Origin of the sequence: Streptosporangium lutulentum (genome assembly GCF_030811455.1) — a bacterium.
In the GTDB taxonomy this organism is placed as follows: Bacteria; Actinomycetota; Actinomycetes; order Streptosporangiales; family Streptosporangiaceae; genus Streptosporangium; species Streptosporangium lutulentum.
The window spans coordinates 4,020,195-4,037,883 of record NZ_JAUSQU010000001.1 but is presented as its reverse complement, the minus strand read 5'-3'; the positions used below and the strand labels follow the sequence as shown (position 1 = coordinate 4,037,883).

The 17,689-nt window shown below is 69.6% G+C and carries 16 protein-coding genes; 12 read left to right on the top strand and 4 right to left on the bottom strand.

The features are described 5' to 3' along the window. Positions 1-7: 7 nt before the first annotated feature. The 7 genes from J2853_RS18080 to J2853_RS18050 all read left to right on the top strand — a co-directional run bounded on the left by J2853_RS18080 (position 8) and on the right by J2853_RS18050 (position 7,545). A complete protein-coding gene (locus J2853_RS18080) occupies positions 8-658 on the top strand; it encodes an HAD family hydrolase (RefSeq protein ID WP_307559432.1) in 651 nt (216 codons plus the stop codon). A gap of 102 nt (positions 659-760) precedes the next feature. Continuing rightward, on the top strand, positions 761-1,279 hold the full coding sequence (locus tag J2853_RS18075) for a cellulose synthase (RefSeq protein WP_307559430.1): 519 nt from the start codon (positions 761-763) through the stop codon (positions 1,277-1,279). A gap of 277 nt (positions 1,280-1,556) precedes the next feature. After that, positions 1,557-2,552 (top strand): ABC transporter permease, encoded by a 996-nt coding sequence (locus J2853_RS18070; RefSeq protein ID WP_307559428.1) that lies wholly within the window; start codon positions 1,557-1,559, stop codon positions 2,550-2,552. A 53-nt stretch (positions 2,553-2,605) separates the two neighbouring features. After that, positions 2,606-4,387 carry an ABC transporter substrate-binding protein gene (locus J2853_RS18065; RefSeq protein ID WP_307559426.1) on the top strand — a complete coding sequence of 594 codons (1,782 nt, stop codon included), beginning with the start codon at positions 2,606-2,608 and terminating at the stop codon, positions 4,385-4,387. Between the two features lie 91 nt (positions 4,388-4,478). Continuing rightward, positions 4,479-5,498, top strand: coding sequence for an ABC transporter permease (locus J2853_RS18060; protein WP_307559424.1), 1,020 nt, complete (start codon positions 4,479-4,481; stop codon positions 5,496-5,498). Beyond that, complete coding sequence (locus tag J2853_RS18055; RefSeq protein WP_307559422.1) at positions 5,495-6,520, top strand: ABC transporter ATP-binding protein; 1,026 nt, start codon at positions 5,495-5,497, stop codon at positions 6,518-6,520. Before J2853_RS18060 ends, J2853_RS18055 begins: the two co-directional genes overlap by 4 nt. Then, positions 6,517-7,545 carry an ABC transporter ATP-binding protein gene (locus tag J2853_RS18050; RefSeq protein ID WP_307559420.1) on the top strand — a complete coding sequence of 343 codons (1,029 nt, stop codon included), beginning with the start codon at positions 6,517-6,519 and terminating at the stop codon, positions 7,543-7,545. The genes J2853_RS18055 and J2853_RS18050 overlap by 4 nt, the downstream gene beginning before the upstream one ends. A gap of 92 nt (positions 7,546-7,637) precedes the next feature. On the opposite strand, the gene J2853_RS18045 is transcribed toward J2853_RS18050, so the two are convergent. From J2853_RS18045 to J2853_RS18035, 3 genes are all read right to left on the bottom strand, one after another. Further along, positions 7,638-8,321 carry a response regulator gene (locus J2853_RS18045; protein WP_307559418.1) on the bottom strand — a complete coding sequence of 228 codons (684 nt, stop codon included), beginning with the start codon at positions 8,319-8,321 and terminating at the stop codon, positions 7,638-7,640. Continuing rightward, positions 8,321-9,514: a sensor histidine kinase gene (locus J2853_RS18040; RefSeq protein ID WP_307559416.1), complete on the bottom strand. Its 1,194-nt coding sequence runs from the start codon at positions 9,512-9,514 to the stop codon at positions 8,321-8,323. The genes J2853_RS18045 and J2853_RS18040 overlap by 1 nt, the downstream gene beginning before the upstream one ends. Positions 9,515-9,673: 159 nt before the next feature. Beyond that, positions 9,674-10,561, bottom strand: coding sequence for a RecB family exonuclease (locus tag J2853_RS18035; RefSeq protein WP_307559414.1), 888 nt, complete (start codon positions 10,559-10,561; stop codon positions 9,674-9,676). A 169-nt stretch (positions 10,562-10,730) separates the two neighbouring features. On the opposite strand from J2853_RS18035, the gene J2853_RS18030 reads away from it, so the two are divergent. The 3 genes from J2853_RS18030 to J2853_RS18020 all read left to right on the top strand — a co-directional run bounded on the left by J2853_RS18030 (position 10,731) and on the right by J2853_RS18020 (position 14,805). Next, positions 10,731-11,822, top strand: coding sequence for a site-2 protease family protein (locus J2853_RS18030; RefSeq protein ID WP_307568715.1), 1,092 nt, complete (start codon positions 10,731-10,733; stop codon positions 11,820-11,822). 546 nt (positions 11,823-12,368) lie between these two features. Continuing rightward, positions 12,369-13,817, top strand: a complete 1,449-nt coding sequence (locus J2853_RS18025; protein ID WP_307559412.1) for an FHA domain-containing protein — start codon at positions 12,369-12,371, stop codon at positions 13,815-13,817. Positions 13,818-14,016: 199 nt separating this feature from the next. Then, positions 14,017-14,805, top strand: coding sequence for a serine/threonine-protein kinase (locus J2853_RS18020; RefSeq protein ID WP_307559410.1), 789 nt, complete (start codon positions 14,017-14,019; stop codon positions 14,803-14,805). On the opposite strand, the gene J2853_RS18015 is transcribed toward J2853_RS18020, so the two are convergent. Continuing rightward, positions 14,787-15,386, bottom strand: coding sequence for a TetR/AcrR family transcriptional regulator (locus J2853_RS18015; protein WP_307559408.1), 600 nt, complete (start codon positions 15,384-15,386; stop codon positions 14,787-14,789). The genes J2853_RS18020 and J2853_RS18015 overlap by 19 nt on opposite strands. An 82-nt stretch (positions 15,387-15,468) precedes the next feature. Between J2853_RS18015 and J2853_RS18010 the strand changes: the two genes are divergently transcribed. Then, the gene (locus J2853_RS18010; RefSeq protein ID WP_307559406.1) at positions 15,469-16,386 is read left to right on the top strand and encodes a carbohydrate kinase family protein; all 918 of its coding nucleotides are present in this window, start codon (positions 15,469-15,471) and stop codon (positions 16,384-16,386) included. A 13-nt stretch (positions 16,387-16,399) separates the two neighbouring features. Continuing rightward, the gene (locus J2853_RS18005) at positions 16,400-17,623 is read left to right on the top strand and encodes an aminotransferase class III-fold pyridoxal phosphate-dependent enzyme (RefSeq protein ID WP_307559404.1); all 1,224 of its coding nucleotides are present in this window, start codon (positions 16,400-16,402) and stop codon (positions 17,621-17,623) included. The last annotated feature ends 66 nt before the right edge of the window (positions 17,624-17,689 follow it).

Below are 17,689 nucleotides of genomic sequence, written 5' to 3'. Positions count from 1 at the left end.
CGGGGCAATGGACGCTGTCCTCTTCGACATGGACGGGCTTCTCGTGGACAGCGAGAAAATCTGGTTTCAGGTCGAGACCGAGGTGATGGAACGGCTCGGCGGAGACTGGGGCCCGGAGGACCAGGAGAACCTGGTGGGCGGTTCCATGGCCTCCACCGTCGCCTACATGCTCAAGGTCTCCGGCGGGGGAGCCGAGCCGGAGGAGGTGGCGGCCTGGATGCTGAAGGGCATGATCGACAGGCTGGCCGACGGCGTGGAGATGATGCCCGGGGCCGCCGAGCTGCTGGAGGAGGTACGGCTGGCGGGCCTGCCCACCGCCCTGGTCACCTCCTCGGTCCGGCCGATCGCCGAAGCCTGCCTGGAGAGCATCGGCAGGCACAATTTCGACCGGGTGGTGACCGGCGACGACGTGGACAGGACCAAACCCGATCCGGAGCCGTACCGGACGGCCGTCCGGCTGCTGGGGGTCGAGGCCGCCCGCTGCGTCGCGCTGGAGGACTCCCCGAACGGGGTGACCTCGGCCACCGCCGCGGGCTGCCGGGTGGTGGCGGTGCCGAGCGTGCTGCCGATTCCCGCCGCACCGGGCCGTCTCGTCGTGAGTTCCCTGCGCGAGGTCGATCTCGCGGTCCTGCGGGCCCTGTCCGGCGGCGAACCGTGACCGGGATGACCCTTAGGGGATGATCCCTCCTTAGGGAGGAGGATCTCCTCGGATTCGGCGTGCCAGGATGGATTGGTACGTCGATACGAGGGACGGTCCGCTATGTCGTTCGACCAGATCGCATGGTTGCCGCTCTGTGCCGGGGCTACCGGTGTGGGGCTGGTACTGAGTTTCCTTCTACTGCGCCGCAGGGGGGCCGCCGCGGGACTGCGCGCCGCGGCCTGGTCGCTGTTGCCGATCGCGGCCCTCCTGACCGACGCGCTGCCCACCCTGTGGCAGATCGGCACGGCGATCGGCGGCTTCTTCGCCGGGCTGGCGTTCAACCCCAAGGTGTGGGCCGGAGTGGCCGTGGCCGGTCTTTCCGTGGTGCTCTTCCTGGTTTCGGGGCTGCTGCGCGGACGCCGCAGAGCCGCCGCCCGGGAGACGCCGGCGGCGGTCCCCTCGACGGGGCAGGGCAGACCTCTGGCGCCGGGCGGGACCGCGCCGCAGTCGCCGCAACGGAAGGCGGCACCCGCGGCCAAGCCGGCCGCCAAACCGGCCGCCAAACCCGCGGCGAAACCGGCCGACGACGACGATTTCTCCGATGTCGAGGACATTCTCAAGCGTCACGGGATCGGATGAGGGGGCATTACCCTAGGTAACCGGCCCGTGAAATGTCACGAAAACGAGACAGAATAAGAACGGGGACGGGACATTTTTCTCAAGATCAAAACGAATGAATTTCGCGTGAATCACAGTTAAGCCACATAGCGCCCTGGGGGGCTGGTCGGCGCAGATCAGCCCTTAGATTCTGCGACAACGGAACCACACAACCGGGCCCGTTGATTTCAGGGCGCGTGACCCCGACCCGGGGGACGCGTTCACGGACAACGTCGTCTGGGATCCAGGGGGCCCCTGTATGACCGCACCGCTCGACCTTCCTGGTTCGGCGTCGGAGGTAGAACCCGAAGCCGTGCTCGCGGGCGTGGATCGGAAAGCCATCCAAGGCCGTTCTCTCGGCCAGATCGCCTGGATGAGGCTGAAGCGCGACAAGTTCGCCATGGCGGGGGCAGGCGTGATCGTCTTCCTCATCCTGCTGGCGATCTTCGCGCCGCTCATCGTGAAGTTCCTCGGTCATCCGCCGCTGGAGTTCCACCGAGAGAAGATCGACCCGTCCACGTTCACGCCCAAAGAGCCGTTCGGCGGCATGAGCTCGGACTTCCTGTTCGGCGTCGAACCCCTCTGGGGACGCGACATCTTCAGCCGGATCCTCTACGGTGCCCAGATCTCGCTGCTCATCGCCTTCCTGGCCACGCTTCTGTCCGTGGTCATCGGGACCGTCCTCGGCATCGTCGCCGGCTACTTCGGCGGCTGGGTCGACACCGTGATCAGCCGCGCCATGGACGTCTTCCTGGCCTTCCCGCTGCTGGTGTTCGCCATCGCGCTCGCCGGTGTCATCCCGGACCAGGCGTTCGGCCTGTCCGGGGACGCCCTGCGCGTCTCGCTGCTGGTGTTCATCATCGGGTTCTTCAGCTGGCCGTACATCGGCCGGATCGTCCGGGGCCAGACACTCTCCCTGCGCGAACGGGAGTTCGTCGACGCGGCCAGGAGCCTCGGCGCCCGTGGGCCCTACATCATCTTCCGTGAGCTGCTGCCCAACCTGATCGCGCCGATTCTGATCTACGCGACGCTGGTGATCCCGACCAACATCCTGTTCGAGGCGGCGCTGTCCTTCCTCGGCGTGGGTGTCCGTCCGCCGACGCCGACCTGGGGAGGCATGCTCGCCGAGGCGGCGCGCTTCTACACCGTGCCGCATTTCGCGATCTTCCCCGGCTTGGCGATCTTCATTACCGTACTTGCCTTCAACCTCTTCGGGGACGGCCTGCGCGACGCGCTTGACCCGCGTGGCCGTTGATGTGCTTCGATCTCCGTAATTTCCCGGCTCCCATCCACAAGGGGTAGTAACGAATGAAGAGAAGACCCGCATTCGCGACGTTAGCGGTCACCGCGGCGCTCGCATTGGGCCTGTCCGCCTGCGGTGGAACCAGCACGACGCCTCAGGCGAGCACGGGTGCGAGTGGCGGTGAGTCGGCGGGGGCTGCGCCCGCGGCCGAGTTCAACGTCGCACTGACCAAGGTGTTCAACCCTTCGACCAAGAAGGGCGGCACTCTCAAGTTCGCCAACTCCGGTGACTGGGACTCCCTGGACCCGGCCGACACGTACTACGGCTACTCCTGGAACTTCATCCGCCTGTACGGCCGCGCGCTGACGATGTTCAAGTCGGCTCCGGGCGCCGAGGGCGCGACGGTCGTCCCCGACCTCGCTCAGGATCTGGGCAAGGCGAGCGCCGACTTCAAGACGTGGACCTACACGCTGCGTGACGGCGTGAAGTACGAGGACGGCACCCCGATCACGTCCAAGGACGTGGCCTACGGCGTGGCGCGCGCGTTCGACAAGGAGACGTTCCCGAACGGGCCGACCTACCTGAACGACATGCTCGACTGGCCCAAGGACTACAAGGGCGTCTACAAGTCGAAGGGCGCCGACTTCAGCTCGGCGATCGAGACGCCGGACGACAAGACGATCATCTTCCACCTGAAGCAGCCCTACAGCGCCTTCGACTACCTGACCCAGATGTCGCCGACCATGCCGGTGCCGGAGGCCAAGGACACGGGCGCGAAGTACCGCGAGCACGTGATCTCCTCCGGTCCGTACATGTTCGAGACGAACGAGATCGGCAAGGGCTTCACCCTCGTCCGCAACCCGAACTGGGACGCGTCGATCGACCCGAACCGCCCGGCGCTGCCGGACAAGATCGAGGTCCAGACCAACGTCAACGCCGACGACCTCGACAACCGTCTGCTCTCCGGTGACATCCACGTCGACATCGCGGGCACCGGTGTGCAGCCGGCCGCGATGAGCAAGATCGTGCCGGACCCCGCGCTCAAGGCGCAGACCGACAACCCGACGATCCAGCGTCTGTGGTACACCTCGATCAACCCGACGGTGAAGCCGCTGGACAACATCGAGTGCCGCAAGGCCGTCGAGTTCGCGGCCGACAAGACCGGTTACCAGGCCGCCTACGGCGGTGAGCTCTCCGGTGGCGCGATCGCGACCAACCTGCTTCCGCCGAGCATCCCGGGTGCCCAGGCGATCGACCTCTACCCCTCCGCGGGTGGTACGGGCGACGTGGCCAAGGCCAAGGAGCACCTGGCGGCCTGTGGCCAGCCGAACGGTTTCGAGACCAACATCGCCTACCGCGCGGAGCGTCCGAAGGAGAAGGCGACCGCCGAGGCCCTGCAGCAGTCGCTGGCCCGCGCCGGCATCAAGCTGACCCTGAAGCCGTACGCCCAGGCCGACTACTTCTCGCTGTACGCCGGCAAGCCGCCGTACGTCGTCGAGAACAAGCTGGGCCTGGCCGTCAACGGCTGGGGCTCGGACTATCCCGACGGTTACGGCTTCCTGCAGCAGATCACCGACAGCCGGGTCATCCGGGAGACCGGTGGCTCCTCCAACACCAGCGTCCGCATCCCCGAAGTGGACAAGATGTTCGACGACTCGCTCCAGGAGCCGGACGCGACGAAGCGTGAGGCGATCTGGACCGCCGTGGACAAGCGCGTCATGGAAGAGGCCGTCGTCCTGCCGGGTCTGTGGGCCAAGAGCCTGCTGCTCCGCGGCAAGGGTGTGACCAACGTCTTCATCAGTGACGGCCAGCAGATGTACGACTACGTCGCGATGGGCGTCCAGTAACACCGTTATCAGGCCAAACGAGTAGTTAGGCAGGTGAAGGCAGTGGTGGCCGCCGGGAGGAACCCTCCCGGCGGCCACCTGGCCGGGCACTGTGATCACATATATCATCAGACGCCTGATCGGCGCGGTGATCATGCTCCTCATCGTGAGCATGGCCACCTTCGCGATCTTCTTCCTCGTGCCCCAGATCGCTGGGGCGACTCCCGAGGGCATGGCCAGCCGGTACGTCGGCAGGACCGCCTCGGCGGAGACGGCCAAGCTGGCCGCCGACCGGCTGGGGTTCAACGATCCGCTGGTCGTGCAGTACGGCAGGTTCGTGAAGGGCATCGTCGCGGGCGCGGAATACGACTACGGTCCCGGGGTCGAGCAGTGCCCCGCCCCCTGCCTCGGCTATTCGTTCATCACTCGCCAGCCGGTCTTCCCCGACCTGCTGAACCGATTGCCGGTCACCCTGTCCCTCGCGATAGGCGCGGCGGTGATCTGGGTGGTCATGGGCGTGGGCATCGGCGTTCTGTCCGCGTTGCGCAGAGGCAGTCTCTTCGACCGGGCGGCGATGACCTTCGCGCTGGCCGGAGTGTCACTACCGATCTTCTTCACCGGGCTCATATCGCTGCTGGTGTTCAGTTACGGCAACCCGTTCGCCATAGCGGCGCAGGGCGGCCACTACACCACCTTCATCGACAGCCCCGGCCAATGGGCCTACAACCTGATCCTTCCCTGGATCACGCTGGCCTTCCTGTTCGCGGCCACCTATGCGCGTCTCACCAGGGCGGGCATGCTGGAGACGATGAACGAGGACTACATCCGCACCGCGCGAGCCAAGGGGCTCCGTGAGGGCACCGTCGTCACCAAACACGGTCTGCGGGGCGCGCTGACCCCCATCCTCACCGTCTTCGGCCTGGACTTCGGCCTGCTGATCGGCGGCGCCGTCCTCACCGAGAGCGCCTACTCCCTGCCCGGCCTCGGTAAGTACGCCATCGACGCCATCGTCAACCAGGACCTGCCCAAGGTGATGGGCGTGACGTTGATGGCGGCGCTGTTCGTGGTCGTCGCGAGTTTGATCGTCGACCTGCTCTACGCGGTGGTCGACCCGAGGGTGAGGCTGGCGTGAGTTTCCTTGAACTGAAGGATCTTCGGATCCACTTCCCGACCGACGACGGGCTGGTCAAGTCCGTCGACGGGCTGAGCTTCTCGCTGGAGCGCGGCAAGACGCTCGGGATCGTGGGAGAGTCCGGATCCGGCAAGAGCGTGACGAGCCTGGGCATCCTGGGACTGCACAAGGGCAGCCACGCCAAGATCGGCGGCGAGATCTGGCTGGACGGCGAGGAACTGGTCAGCGCCTCCCCGGAGCACGTGCGCGGGCTGCGCGGCAAGAAGATGGCGATGATCTTCCAGGATCCGCTGTCGGCGATGCATCCCTACTACAAGGTCGGCGACCAGATCGTCGAGGCGTACCGGATCCATCACAACGTGACCAAGAAGGTCGCCCGCAAGCACGCGATCGACCTGCTCGGCCGGGTCGGCATCCCGGAGCCGGGCCGCCGGGTGGACGCCTACCCGCACGAGTTCTCCGGCGGCATGCGGCAGCGCGCGATGATCGCGATGGCGCTGTCGTGCGACCCGGAGCTGCTGATCGCCGACGAGCCGACCACCGCGCTGGACGTGACCGTGCAGGCCCAGATCCTGGACCTGATGCGGGATCTGCAGCGGGAGTTCGACTCCGCACTGATCATCATCACCCACGACCTGGGCGTCGTGGCGGAGCTGTCGGACGACATCCTGGTGATGTACGGCGGCAAGTGCATCGAGTACGGCACGGCGGAGGACATCTTCTACCGTCCCGAGCATCCCTACACCTGGGGTCTGCTGGGATCGATGCCCCGTCTGGACCGGGAGCGCACCGAACGGCTGTTGCCGATCAAGGGCTCACCGCCCTCGCTGATCAACGTCCCGCCGGGTTGCGCCTTCCACCCGCGTTGCCCCTACTCCGACCGGACGCACAACAAGGCCGACACCGAGGTGCCGACTCTCACGGAGTCCGAGGGCGGCCACCTGGTGCGCTGCCACATGCCTCGTGAGGAGCGGCGGTCGCTCTGGGAGAACGAGATCAAGCCGATGCTGGAGACCACGTGACCACTCCTTCCAATGAGCCGCTGCTGTCCGTCCAGGACCTGCAGAAGCACTTCCCCGTGACCAAGGGGCTGCTCAAACGGCAGGTCGGCGCGGTGAAGGCGGTCGACGGGATCACCTTTGACGTCTTCAAGGGTGAGACGCTGGGCGTGGTGGGCGAGTCGGGGTGCGGCAAGTCCACCATGGGACGGCTCGTCACCCGGCTGCTGGAGCCGACCGGCGGGAAGGTGTCGTTCGAGGGCACCGACATCACCCACATGTCGCAGGGCAAGCTGCGCCCGCTCCGCCGCGACATGCAGATCATCTTCCAGGACCCGTTCTCGTCGCTGAACCCCCGCCACACCGTCGGGGCGATCGTGGGAGCCCCGTTCCGGATCCAGGGCGTCAAGACCGAACACGGCACGAAGAAGGCCGTGCAGGACATCCTGGAGCTGGTGGGACTCAACCCCGAGCACTACAACCGTTACCCGCACGAGTTCTCCGGCGGCCAGCGCCAGCGGATCGGCATCGCCCGCACCCTCGCGCTCAAGCCAAAGATGATCATCGCGGACGAGCCGGTCTCGGCGCTGGACGTGTCGATCCAGGCGCAGGTGGTCAACCTGCTGGAGGACCTGCAGAACGAGCTGGACCTGACCTACGTGGTGATCGCGCACGACCTGTCGGTGGTCCGCCACATCAGCGACCGGGTCGCGGTCATGTATCTCGGGAAGATCGTCGAGCTGGCCGACCGTAAGAACCTGTACGAGTCGCCCATGCACCCGTACACCAACGCCCTGATGTCCGCGGTCCCGATCCCCGATCCGATCCGCCGCACCGACCGCGAGCGCATCCGCCTCCAGGGCGACGTGCCCAGCCCGCTCAACCCTCCGCCCGCCTGCCGTTTCCACACCCGATGCTGGAAGGCCCAGGAGATCTGCAAGACGATCGAGCCGCCCCTGGTGGAGCTCGGCCCCGGTCACCAGGTGGCCTGCCACTTCCCGGAGAACGCCCCCAAGGAGCCGGCCTCCCTGGAGGTCACCCCGGCCTGAGCCTCTCGTCCGATCCGGCCGACGCCCGATTCCGCGAGGCATGCTCGACGCCGCACACGGGACGGGCGTCCGCCGGTGGGGAGCGGCGCCCGTCAGGAGATGGCGCCGGGGGTGATCAGACCGGTCTCGTAGGCGAGGACCACGGCCTGGACGCGGTCGCGCAGGCCGAGCTTGGTGAGCACGTTGCCGACATGGGTCTTGACCGTCGTCTCGCTCACCACGAGCTCGGCGGCTATCTCCGCGTTGGACATGCCCTTGGCGATCAGCCGCAGCACCTCCATCTCGCGCTCGGTCAGCCGGTCCAGGCGGGCGGGGGTGGTCTGCTGGTAGGCCGAGGGCAGGTGCGCGCCGAACCTGTCCAGCAGCCGCCTGGTGACGCTCGGCGCGACGATGGCGTCTCCCGCCGCGACCACCCGGATGGCCTGCACCAGCTCGTCCGCGGGGACGTCCTTGAGCAGGAACCCGCTGGCCCCGGCCCGCAGCGCCTCCACGATGTACTCGTCGAGGTCGAAGGTCGTCAGCACCAGCACCCGGGGCACGTGGGCCCCGCTCGCGGCCTCCCGTACGATCCGGCGGGTCGCCTCTATGCCGTCCACGCCGGGCATCCGGATGTCCATCAGGACCACGTCCGGCAGGAGAGCGCGGGCCTGGTCCTGGGCGGTCTTCCCCTCCCCGGCCTCCCCGACCACGGTGAGATCCGGCTCGGCCTCCAGGATCAGGCGGAAACCGGTGCGCAGGAGGGGTTGGTCGTCCACCAGCAGCACTCTGATCGTCATCACGTGTCCTTGAGGGGGAACCGGGCATTGACCTCGAATCCGCCCCCGGAGCGCGGGCCGATCCTCAGAAGTCCACCATAGAGGGCGACACGCTCGCGGATACCCACCAGACCGTGACCGCTCTGTTCCCCATCGGAGCCGCCGGCCGCCGGGCCGAGGCCGTCGTCCTCGATCTGGATGGCCAGCTCGCCGGGCTCGTGCCGTACCGTCACCCAGGCGCGTGCCTGGGGCCCCGCGTGCCGCAGGCTGTTGGTCAGCGCCTCCTGGACCAGCCGGTAGGCGGCCAGGTCGACGCCGGGGGTCAGCCGGCCCCGCTCGCCCTCGATCCACAGCTGCGTCCGCAGCCCCGCCTCACGCATCTGGTCGACCAGGGTGGGGATCTCCCGCACTCCCGGCTGCGGGCCGCGCTCGGCGGGTGTCGCGTCGGTCCTGAGCACGCCCACGATGTCGCGCATCTCCGCCATCGCGGTCCGGCCCATCTCCTCGATCGCCGACAGCGCCTCCCTGGCGCCGTCGGGGTTGGTGGCCAGCACCCGGCGCGCGGCGGAGGCCTGGACGGTCATCACGCTCACGTGGTGGGCGACCACGTCGTGCAGCTCGCGGGCGATGCGGGAGCGCTCCTCGGCCCTGGCGGCCCGGGTGTCGGCCTCCCGGGCGCGTTCCATGCGCCTGGCGCGGTCGCGCAGCTCCGCCCGGTAGGCCCGGCTCAGCCGGACGCTCCGGCCGGCGATCCACAGGGTCATGGTGAGGACGGCCACGAGCAGGTGGGAGTTCCAGTCGCCGAGGCCGCCGGCCGTCACGGCGGAGAGGACGTGGCCGGCGAAGCTCAGCGCCAGTGCGCCCAGGCTGAGCGCCAGGCCGCGCCGGCTGGCGATCGTGTAGACCATCGCCAGCGCGGCGAGCCAGAGCAGGGAGGCGCTCTGACTCGTCGAGGCCAGCGTCAGGTCGACGACGATGATCAGGAAGAGCATCAGGAACGGCAGGCGGCGGCGCGCCGCCAGGGTCAGGCAGCCGGCCACGATCAGGGTGAGGCTCAGCCCGTCCGGTGCCCTCAGCACCGCGGGGTCGCCGAAGAGGGAGGGAACGCGGGCGCAGGGAACCGCGACGGCCGCCAGCGCCGTCGCGGAGATCGTGTCAGAGATCAGCGGATTGTCGCGAAGCCAGGCTCGCAGGCTGCCGAAGGTGTTGCGCACACAATCAATTTAGGTGCCTCACCTCCCCGGCCACCCTGCCACAGGGGGATATCGCCTCTCATCCCCACGGATGACCCGGTCCTCGCGGGCGGCGAGGACGGAACGGCCGGCGACCTCCACGACCCGCCCCGCGTGAGGCGGGGAGGGCGTCGCGGGAGGTCAGAGCTCGTCCGTGGCCGCCCTGTCGGCCTTGCCCGCCCGGGGGGTGCGACGGGTGCTGCGCACGGTGTCGCCCGGCTGCCGCTCGGGCAGGGGCGGGGGAGTGCCGCCGAACTCAGGGCACAGCTCCTTGTAGGAGCACCAGTCGCACAGCCGGCTGCGCCTGGAACGCCACTCGCCGGTCTCCAGCGCCCGCTCGATGGCCTCCCAGAGGGCCTGCACCTTGCGCTCGGTGGCCCGCAGATCGGCCTCGTCGGGGGCGTAGCGCAGCACCTCGCCCCCGCCCCCCAGGTACATCAGCTGGAGAAGGCGGGGCACCGAGCCGTGCAGCCGCCACAGCACCAGCGCGTAGAACCTCATCTGGAACAGGGCCTTGGCCTCGAAGTCGGGCCCCGGGGCGCTGCCGGTCTTGTAGTCGACCACGCGGACCTCGCCGGTGGGCGCGACGTCCAGGCGGTCGATGTAACCGCGTAGCATCAGGCCGTTGGCGAGCGTCGCCTCCACGTACAGCTCCCGCTCGGCGGGTTCGAGGACGGTGGGGTCCTCAAGGGTGAAGTAGCGCTCCAGCATGGCGCGGGCCTGTGCCAGCCACTGGGCCCGCTCCCGCTCGCCGGCGAACATCTCGCCGTAGGAAGGCTCCTCGGCCAGCAGCTTCTGCCACTGCGGCTCCAGCAGGTCCTGGGCCGCGGCGACCGTGCGCGCGGCGGCGGGAAGGTCGTAGAGACGCTCCAGCACCGAATGGACCATCGTTCCTCGCACCGCGGCGGGGGACGGCGGCTCCGGGAGCCGGTCGATCACCCGGAACCGGTAGAGCAACGGGCACGTCATGAAGTCGCCGGCGCGGGACGGCGACAGGGCTCCGATGATCGTGGGCTCGGTCAGTGGCATGTCCGCACTGTAGGTCACAGTGGCGACAGTTTGTGCTCAAGGTGGTCTCGGAGCGATCGAGAAGGGCCTGATGGCGCGTAGCATCGAGGCTTGAGACGGAAGTTCAGCGAGGAGTGGTGAGCCAGAGGTGAGCAGCGAGAGCCCGCGCCGGGACAACCCAGGACTGCGGATGGGACGGCCGTTCGGCATCCCGGTGTACGTCTCGCCCACCTGGCTCATCGTGGCGGCGTTCATCACATACTCGTTTCAGAAGACCATGGCCTCCTGGCTGCCCCAGCTGAGCATCCCGATGACGTACGTCATCGCGTTCGTCTTCGCCGTGCTGCTGTACGTGTCGGTGCTCCTGCACGAGCTGGCGCACTGCGTGGTCGCCAAGATGTACGGCCTGCCGGTCCGCCGCATCACGCTCTACCTGCTCGGAGGCGTCTCGGAGATCGAGCGCGAGCCGGAGACCCCCGGCAGGGAGTTCATGGTGGCCTTCTCCGGCCCCGCGCTCTCGCTCGGGCTGGCCGGGATCGGTTTCGTCGCCTCCCAGTTCCTCGACCCGTTCTCCGTCATCGGCGTCCTGAGCTGGCAGCTCTGGGTGTCCAACCTGATCGTCGGGATCTTCAACCTCCTGCCGGGGCTGCCGCTCGACGGCGGGCGCATGCTGCGCGCGGGCGTCTGGAAGATCACCCGCAGCACCACCACCGGAACGGTCGCCGCGGCCTGGGGAGGCCGCGTGCTGGCCGTCGTCCTGGTCACGGTCCCCATCGGGCTGGCGCTGGTGAGCGGGCAGCCGCAGGAGCTGACCACGCTCATCTGGCCGCTGCTGCTGGCCGCCTTCATCTGGTTCGGCGCCACCCAGTCCCTGCGGAGCGCCCGGGTGCGCGCCCGCATCCCGAAGGTGAACGCCCGCGCCCTGGCCAGGCGGGCCATCGCGGTGACCGGTGACGTTCCCCTGGCCGAGGCCCTGCGCCGGGCCGCCGAGGCCAAGGCGGGGGCGATGGTCGTGGTGGACCACGAGGGCCGTCCCACCGGGATCGTCAACGAGGTCGCCGTGGAGGCCACCCCCGAGAGCCGCCGCCCCTGGGTGACCGCCGGCTCGCTGTCGCGCAGCCTCGAACCGTCGCTGGTGCTCGCCGCCGACCTGGAGGGGGAGCCGCTGATCGACGCCATGCGCGAGACCCCGGCGGGGGAATACCTGCTCGTCGAGCACGGCGGTGAGATCTTCGGGGTGCTGGCGACGTCGGACGTGAACCGGGTCTTCAGCGGGGTCTGAGCGAAGCACCCCGTCGTTTCCGCGGGTCTCACCGGACACTCGCCGGGAGAAGCGGGCCGGTGAACAACGATCGCCCCCTTTGTCCCACTCGTTTTCGGCTTTCACCGCGACTAGTGTTTTGATCGACCGAACTGGTTGGCCATGTAGCTATAAGAGACGCACCGAGTGGCTTAGGGACGATCAATTGGCACCCCCCCATGCGCCGGCGGCCGGTGATCTGACTCCGGAGCCGCTCGGCTCGCCCCGATGGACCGGCCGAACGGTCGCGGCCGCCGGAATTCCCCTGTGCGGCATTCCCCTCCTCGCGGCGGGCGACGTCATGGCGTCCCGGACGCTGCGGCGCCTGTTCGGTTTGCTGACGCTCGTGCCTGGGGGTCTTGTGCTGTACTTTTTGCTACGGTCCGGTGCAGTTGATTTCATTGATCCGGTTCCGTCGGCCGCCATCTGGACGCACTTCACGATCGTCTGGGTATGCATGTGGCTGGTGGCGAGCGGTCCTATGCGTGTGCCGTTCATCCGATGGCGTTTCCGGGGAGGGAGAGTTCTGTGACCGACCAGGGTTTCGGGGTGGTGCGTCCGCTTCCGGGCAACGGGCTGGTGGCCTATGTGGGCGGCCTGCTGCTGGTGTGTGACGCGGCCGAGGCCGTCGTCGAAGACCTGCTGGGGGCGGTGAAGGAGACCGCGACCTCGGGTGGTGACGGGCGCGCGCTCGCTCGCCGCGTCGCCCAGGTGCTCGCCGTCATGATGGGCGAGCCGGTGGCGTGTGCCGTCGCGGGCCCGGTGAGCGGGGGAGTGGCCGTGCTGGTCAGCGGCCCCGCGTTCGCCTCGGTGACCGGCGCGGCCGGCGAGGTCCAGCTGGCCGGGCGTGACGCGCTCACGTGGTCCGACCGGCTGGTGCCGGGTCCGGTGACCCGGGTGGAGCTGAGCCTGCCCGAGGCCGGGGCGGTGAATCCGCTCACCCGGCTGGACTCGGGCGTGATCGTCGGCGGCGGGGTCTCGTGCGACCTGTCCGAGGTGGAGGCGGCGAAGCCCTCCGCCCAGCGCGCCGAGCCCTACGTGGAGCCCGAGCCGCGCGGGAAGCCCGCTCAACCGGCCGTGGCCGCGACCCCTCCACCGCCTCCGCCGCCCGCGGTTCCCGCCCCGGCCCCCGCTCCCGAGCGGCGGGCGCCGCAGGCGGAGACGGGGGATTCGGTGCGGCCCGCGCCCTACCCGATGGGCACCGCGGAGCCCTACGCGCCGCCCGTCCCGCAGCCCCCGGAGCCGCCGCGGCCGCCGAGGGAGCCGCAGGTCGCCGCACCCCAGGCGTGGCACTCCGAGCCCGCCCCGGTGGTCTCGCAGCCGGAGCCGGCCCCGGGGCCCCCGGCGATCCAGCACGAGTACGTGGACACCGCCCTGTCGAGCGGGATGGGCGGTGACCCCGTCGACGCCCGCGACCAGCCGTTCGAGTACGAACTGCTGACCCCGGGCGCTCCGCCGCCCGCGCCGGAGCCCCAGGCGCCCGCCCCCGAGCCCGAGTCGAGGCCGCTGGTGTACGGGGTCGACTGCAAGAACGACCACTTCAACGACCCGCGCGTGCCGTACTGCGCGGTCTGCGGCATCGCGCTGGTGCAGCGCTCGCTCGTCCCCTACAAGGGGCCGCGCCCGCCGCTGGGAGTGCTGCTCCTGGACGACGGCATGACGCTCCGGCTCGACACCGACTACCTGGTGGGCCGCGACCCCGAGCGGGCTCCGGAGGTCGCGGACGGCTCGGTCCGCCCGGCCAAGGTCACCAGCCCCGACGGGTCGGTGTCCCGCCGCCACCTGCGGGTGGCGCTGGACAACTGGGACGTCAACCTGGTGGACCTGGGCTCGGTCAACGGCACCCAGATCCAGCCGCCCGGTGACCCCAACTTCTACGACATCCCGCCGAACGAGCAGGTCGCGATCCTGCCCGGTACGACCGTGCGGATCGGGGTCTCCCGCACCATGCGCTACGAGTCGCACCGCAACCGGTAGAGGACCGGGCGGTTCCGAACGATCGCACGGCGGCGAGGACGATCACCACATCAAGGGGAAGCGGATTTATGTGAGGCACGGGGAACGCGCTCTCCTTAAGTAAGGAAAGGCCCCGGAAATGGCATTGATGCCATTACCGTGTGAGGAATGTCACCGCGAGTGTCGCGCGGACGTCCTGCAGCGCGGAGGGAGACCGTTGGTGGAGGGCATCGCCGATTACGAGTTCGTCCGGTCGCTGGGAGCGGGCGAACATGGCGAGTTCTACCTGGCGAAGCGGCCCGGACGACTGCCCGTCGAGGTGGACCTCGTCGCGGTGAAGGTGATGGGGGACACCGGGGACGACGCGTTCCGGCGGGCCACCGGGGAGTTGAGGGCGTTCGCCGCGGTGCGGTCGCCGTACCTGGTGAGGCTCTACGACGCCGGCCGGCAGGGCGGGATTTTCTACTACTCGATGGAGTATCTGCCCGAGGGCTCGCTCGCCCATCCGGCCGAGCCGCCGTCGCGGGAGCGGGTGCTGCGCTCCGTCGCCTGCGTGGCCCGCGCCGCGCAGGCGCTGCACGAGGAGGGCATCGTGCACGGTGACATCCGTCCCGGCAACGTGCTGCTCACCGAGCTCGGCGGCAAGCTCTCCGATCTGGGCCTGTCGCGGGTGCTGACGCCGGGCGTGACGGTGACGGGGATGGGGGACGTCGGGTCGGTGGAGTTCGCCGACCCGGCCATGCTGCAGGGAGAGAGGCCCACCCCGGCGGGGGACGTGTGGTCCCTGGGCGCGACCCTGCACCGGACGGTGACCGGCGCCGGCCTCTACGGCGAGCTGCCCGCGCGCGACCCGCTGCTGACCCTGCGCAAGGTCTACGGCACGCCGCCGTCGGTCGACGCGGATCTGGAGCCCGAGCTGTCCGGGCTCGTTCACGCCTGTCTCGGCGACGAGGCCGAGCGGCCCACCGCCGGGGGAGTGGCGGACCGGCTCTACGAGCTGCTGGACTGAAGCCGGTCGAGTTCGGCGCCGAGCAGCCGTTCCAGGCGCCCGGCGCCCAGCCGGTCGGGATAGAGCAGGTGGTGCACGCTCAGCCCGTCGACCAGGGCGAGCAGCCGCTCGGTGACGTCGTCGAGATCCTCCCCCGTGGCGATCTCTCCGGCCTCGGCGGCCGTGCCGAGCAGGCTGCGCACCAGGTAGCGCAGCTCTTCGGCCTCGGCGCGCTGCGCCTGGTGCAGGGCAGGGCTGGTCATGCTGCGGCTCCAGAAGCCGATCTCCAGCCCGCTCTCCTCGGCGCGCTCGTCGTCCAGCGGCAGGTTGTCCAGGAGGAGTTCGCGCAGCGCGGCCAGGCCGGTCAGACCGGCGAGCTTGCCCCGCAGGCGCTCCACGATGTGCCGGTGCGACAGGTGCAGCGCCGACAGCATGATGTCGTCCTTGTCGGCGAAGTAGTGGGTGAGCACGCCGTTGGAGTAGCCGGCCTCCCTGGCGATGGCCCTGGTGGTGGCCGCCTCGATGCCCTCGCGCAGGATGACGCGGCGGGTGGCCTCGACGACCTCCTCGCGGCGCTCGCTGTGATTGACGATCTTCGGCAACTCGATCCCTCCCGGACGGACTCGTTGACATTTTAGTCGGACGCCCGTCTACTATCCGCTCAGGATATGAGGAGGACTCGCTATGACCGTCGTCACCCTCGGCGTGCACATCGTGGACGTGCTCGCCAGGCCCGTGGAGTCGATCCCGGAGGGGCAGGACACCCACCTGCTGGAGCAGATCCGCATCACCGCGGCGGGCGCCGCGGCCGGGACGGCCGTCGACCTGGCCGCGCTGGGCGTCCCCGTCGTCTCGATGGGAGCGGCGGGCGGCGACGAGCTCGGGGACTTCCTCGTCATGGTCATGGGGCGGCGCGGGGTGGACGTGACCGGGATCGTCCGCAAGGACGGCGAGCAGACCTCGGCCTCGATCCTGCCCATCCGGCCCGACGGCGGGCGCCCGTCCTTCCACGTCCCCGGCGCCAACCTGAGCCTGTCCCTCGCCGACCTGGACCGCGAGCGCGTTCTCGGCGCGAAGGTCGTGCATCTGGGCGGCATGGACGTGACCTGGGGTCTGTACGACCCCGGGTTCTTCGCGCTGCTGGACGAGGCGCGGGCGGGGGGCACGATCGTCACGATGGACCTGCTGTCCAACATGCCGGATCTGATGCAGGGGGCACGGAGTTTCCTCCCGCACATCGACTACCTCCTGCCCAACGAGGAGCAGGCGCTCCTGATGAGCGGCGCGGCCGGTGTGGAGGAGGCGGCGACCGCCCTGCTGGCCGAGGGACCGCGGGCCGTGCTGGTCACGCTGGGCGGTGAGGGAAGCCTCGTCGCCCGGCGCGGGGAGGGCGTCACCCGCGTCCCCGCGCTCGACGTTCCGGTCGTGGACACCACCGGCTGCGGCGACGCCTACTGCGCCGGGTTCATCGCCGGTCTGATCGACGGCCGGGAGGTCGTCGGCGCCGCCCGGCTCGGCACCGCGGTGGCCGCCCGCGTCGCGGGCGGCCTCGGCTCGGACGCCGGCCTGGACGGCGTGCGGGAACTGCGGGACAAGGACTGAAGGGAAGAGACATATGTTCAACGACGCCGATCTCCGGGAGCGGGCCGCCAAGGTCGTGCCCGGCGGCATGTACGGCCATCTCAACGCGGCCCTGCACGGCCCCGGCTACCCGCAGTTCTTCGTGGGCGGCGAGGGCTGCCGCCAGCGCGACGCCGACGGCCGCGAGTACGTCGACCTCATGTGCTCCTGGGGTCCCATCGTGATCGGCCACCGTCACCCCGCCGTGGAGGCCGCGGTCGCCGCGCAGCTCGCCGAGGGCGACTGTCTCAACGGCCCCGGCCCGGTCTACGTGGAGCTCGCCGAGCTGATGGTGGAGACCGTCCCGCAGGCCGAATGGGTGATGTTCTCCAAGAACGGCACCGACGCCACCACCCAGGCCCTGATGATCGCCCGGGCCGCCACCGGCCGCACCAAGGTGCTCATGGCCCACGGCTCCTACCACGGGGCCGACCCCTGGTGCACGCCCAGCCTGTCGGGCACCACGCCCAACGAGCGCGCCGACCTGATCGAGTACACCTACAACGACCTGGCCAGCGCCGAGGCCGCCGCGGCCCAGGCCGAGGGCGACGTCGCCGCGATCATCGTGACGCCGTTCAAGCACGACTCCTTCGAGGACCAGGAGCTCGCCGCCGGTGAGTTCGCCCGCGGCCTGCGGGCCCTGGCCGACCGGATCGGCGCCGCGCTGGTCATCGACGACGTGCGCGGCGGCTGGCGGCTCGACCTCGGCGGCTCCTGGGAGACCCTGGGCGTCCGCCCCGACCTCTACGCCTTCAGCAAGGCCATGGCCAACGGCTATCCGATCGCCGCGGTCACCGGTGTGGACTCCCTGCGGGGCCCGGCTCAGACGATCTACTCCACCGGCTCGTTCTGGTTCAACGCCGCCCCGATGGCCGCGGCCAAGGCCACCATCGAGACCCTGCGCGCCATCGACGGCGTCGCCCTGATGGAGCGGGCGGGAACCCGACTGCGGGAGGGCCTCGCCGCCCAGGCCGCCTCGCACGGCTTCGTGGTCAACCAGACCGGTCCGGTGCAGATCCCGTGGCTCTCCTTCGAGGGAGACGCCACCCTGGAGAAGGCCATGTTCTGGTCCTCGGCCTGCCTGCGCGAAGGCGTCTACCTCCACCCCTGGCACAACTGGTTCCTGTCGGCCGCCCACACCGACGCCGACATCGACCGGGCCCTGCAGGGAACCGACGCCGCCTACGCCAAGCTCAGGGCCGCGTTCGGCGCCGACTGATCCGGAAGGCGCCGAGGGCGGGCACCCCGCACGAACCACGGGGTGCCCGCCGAGAGGCCGGTTCTC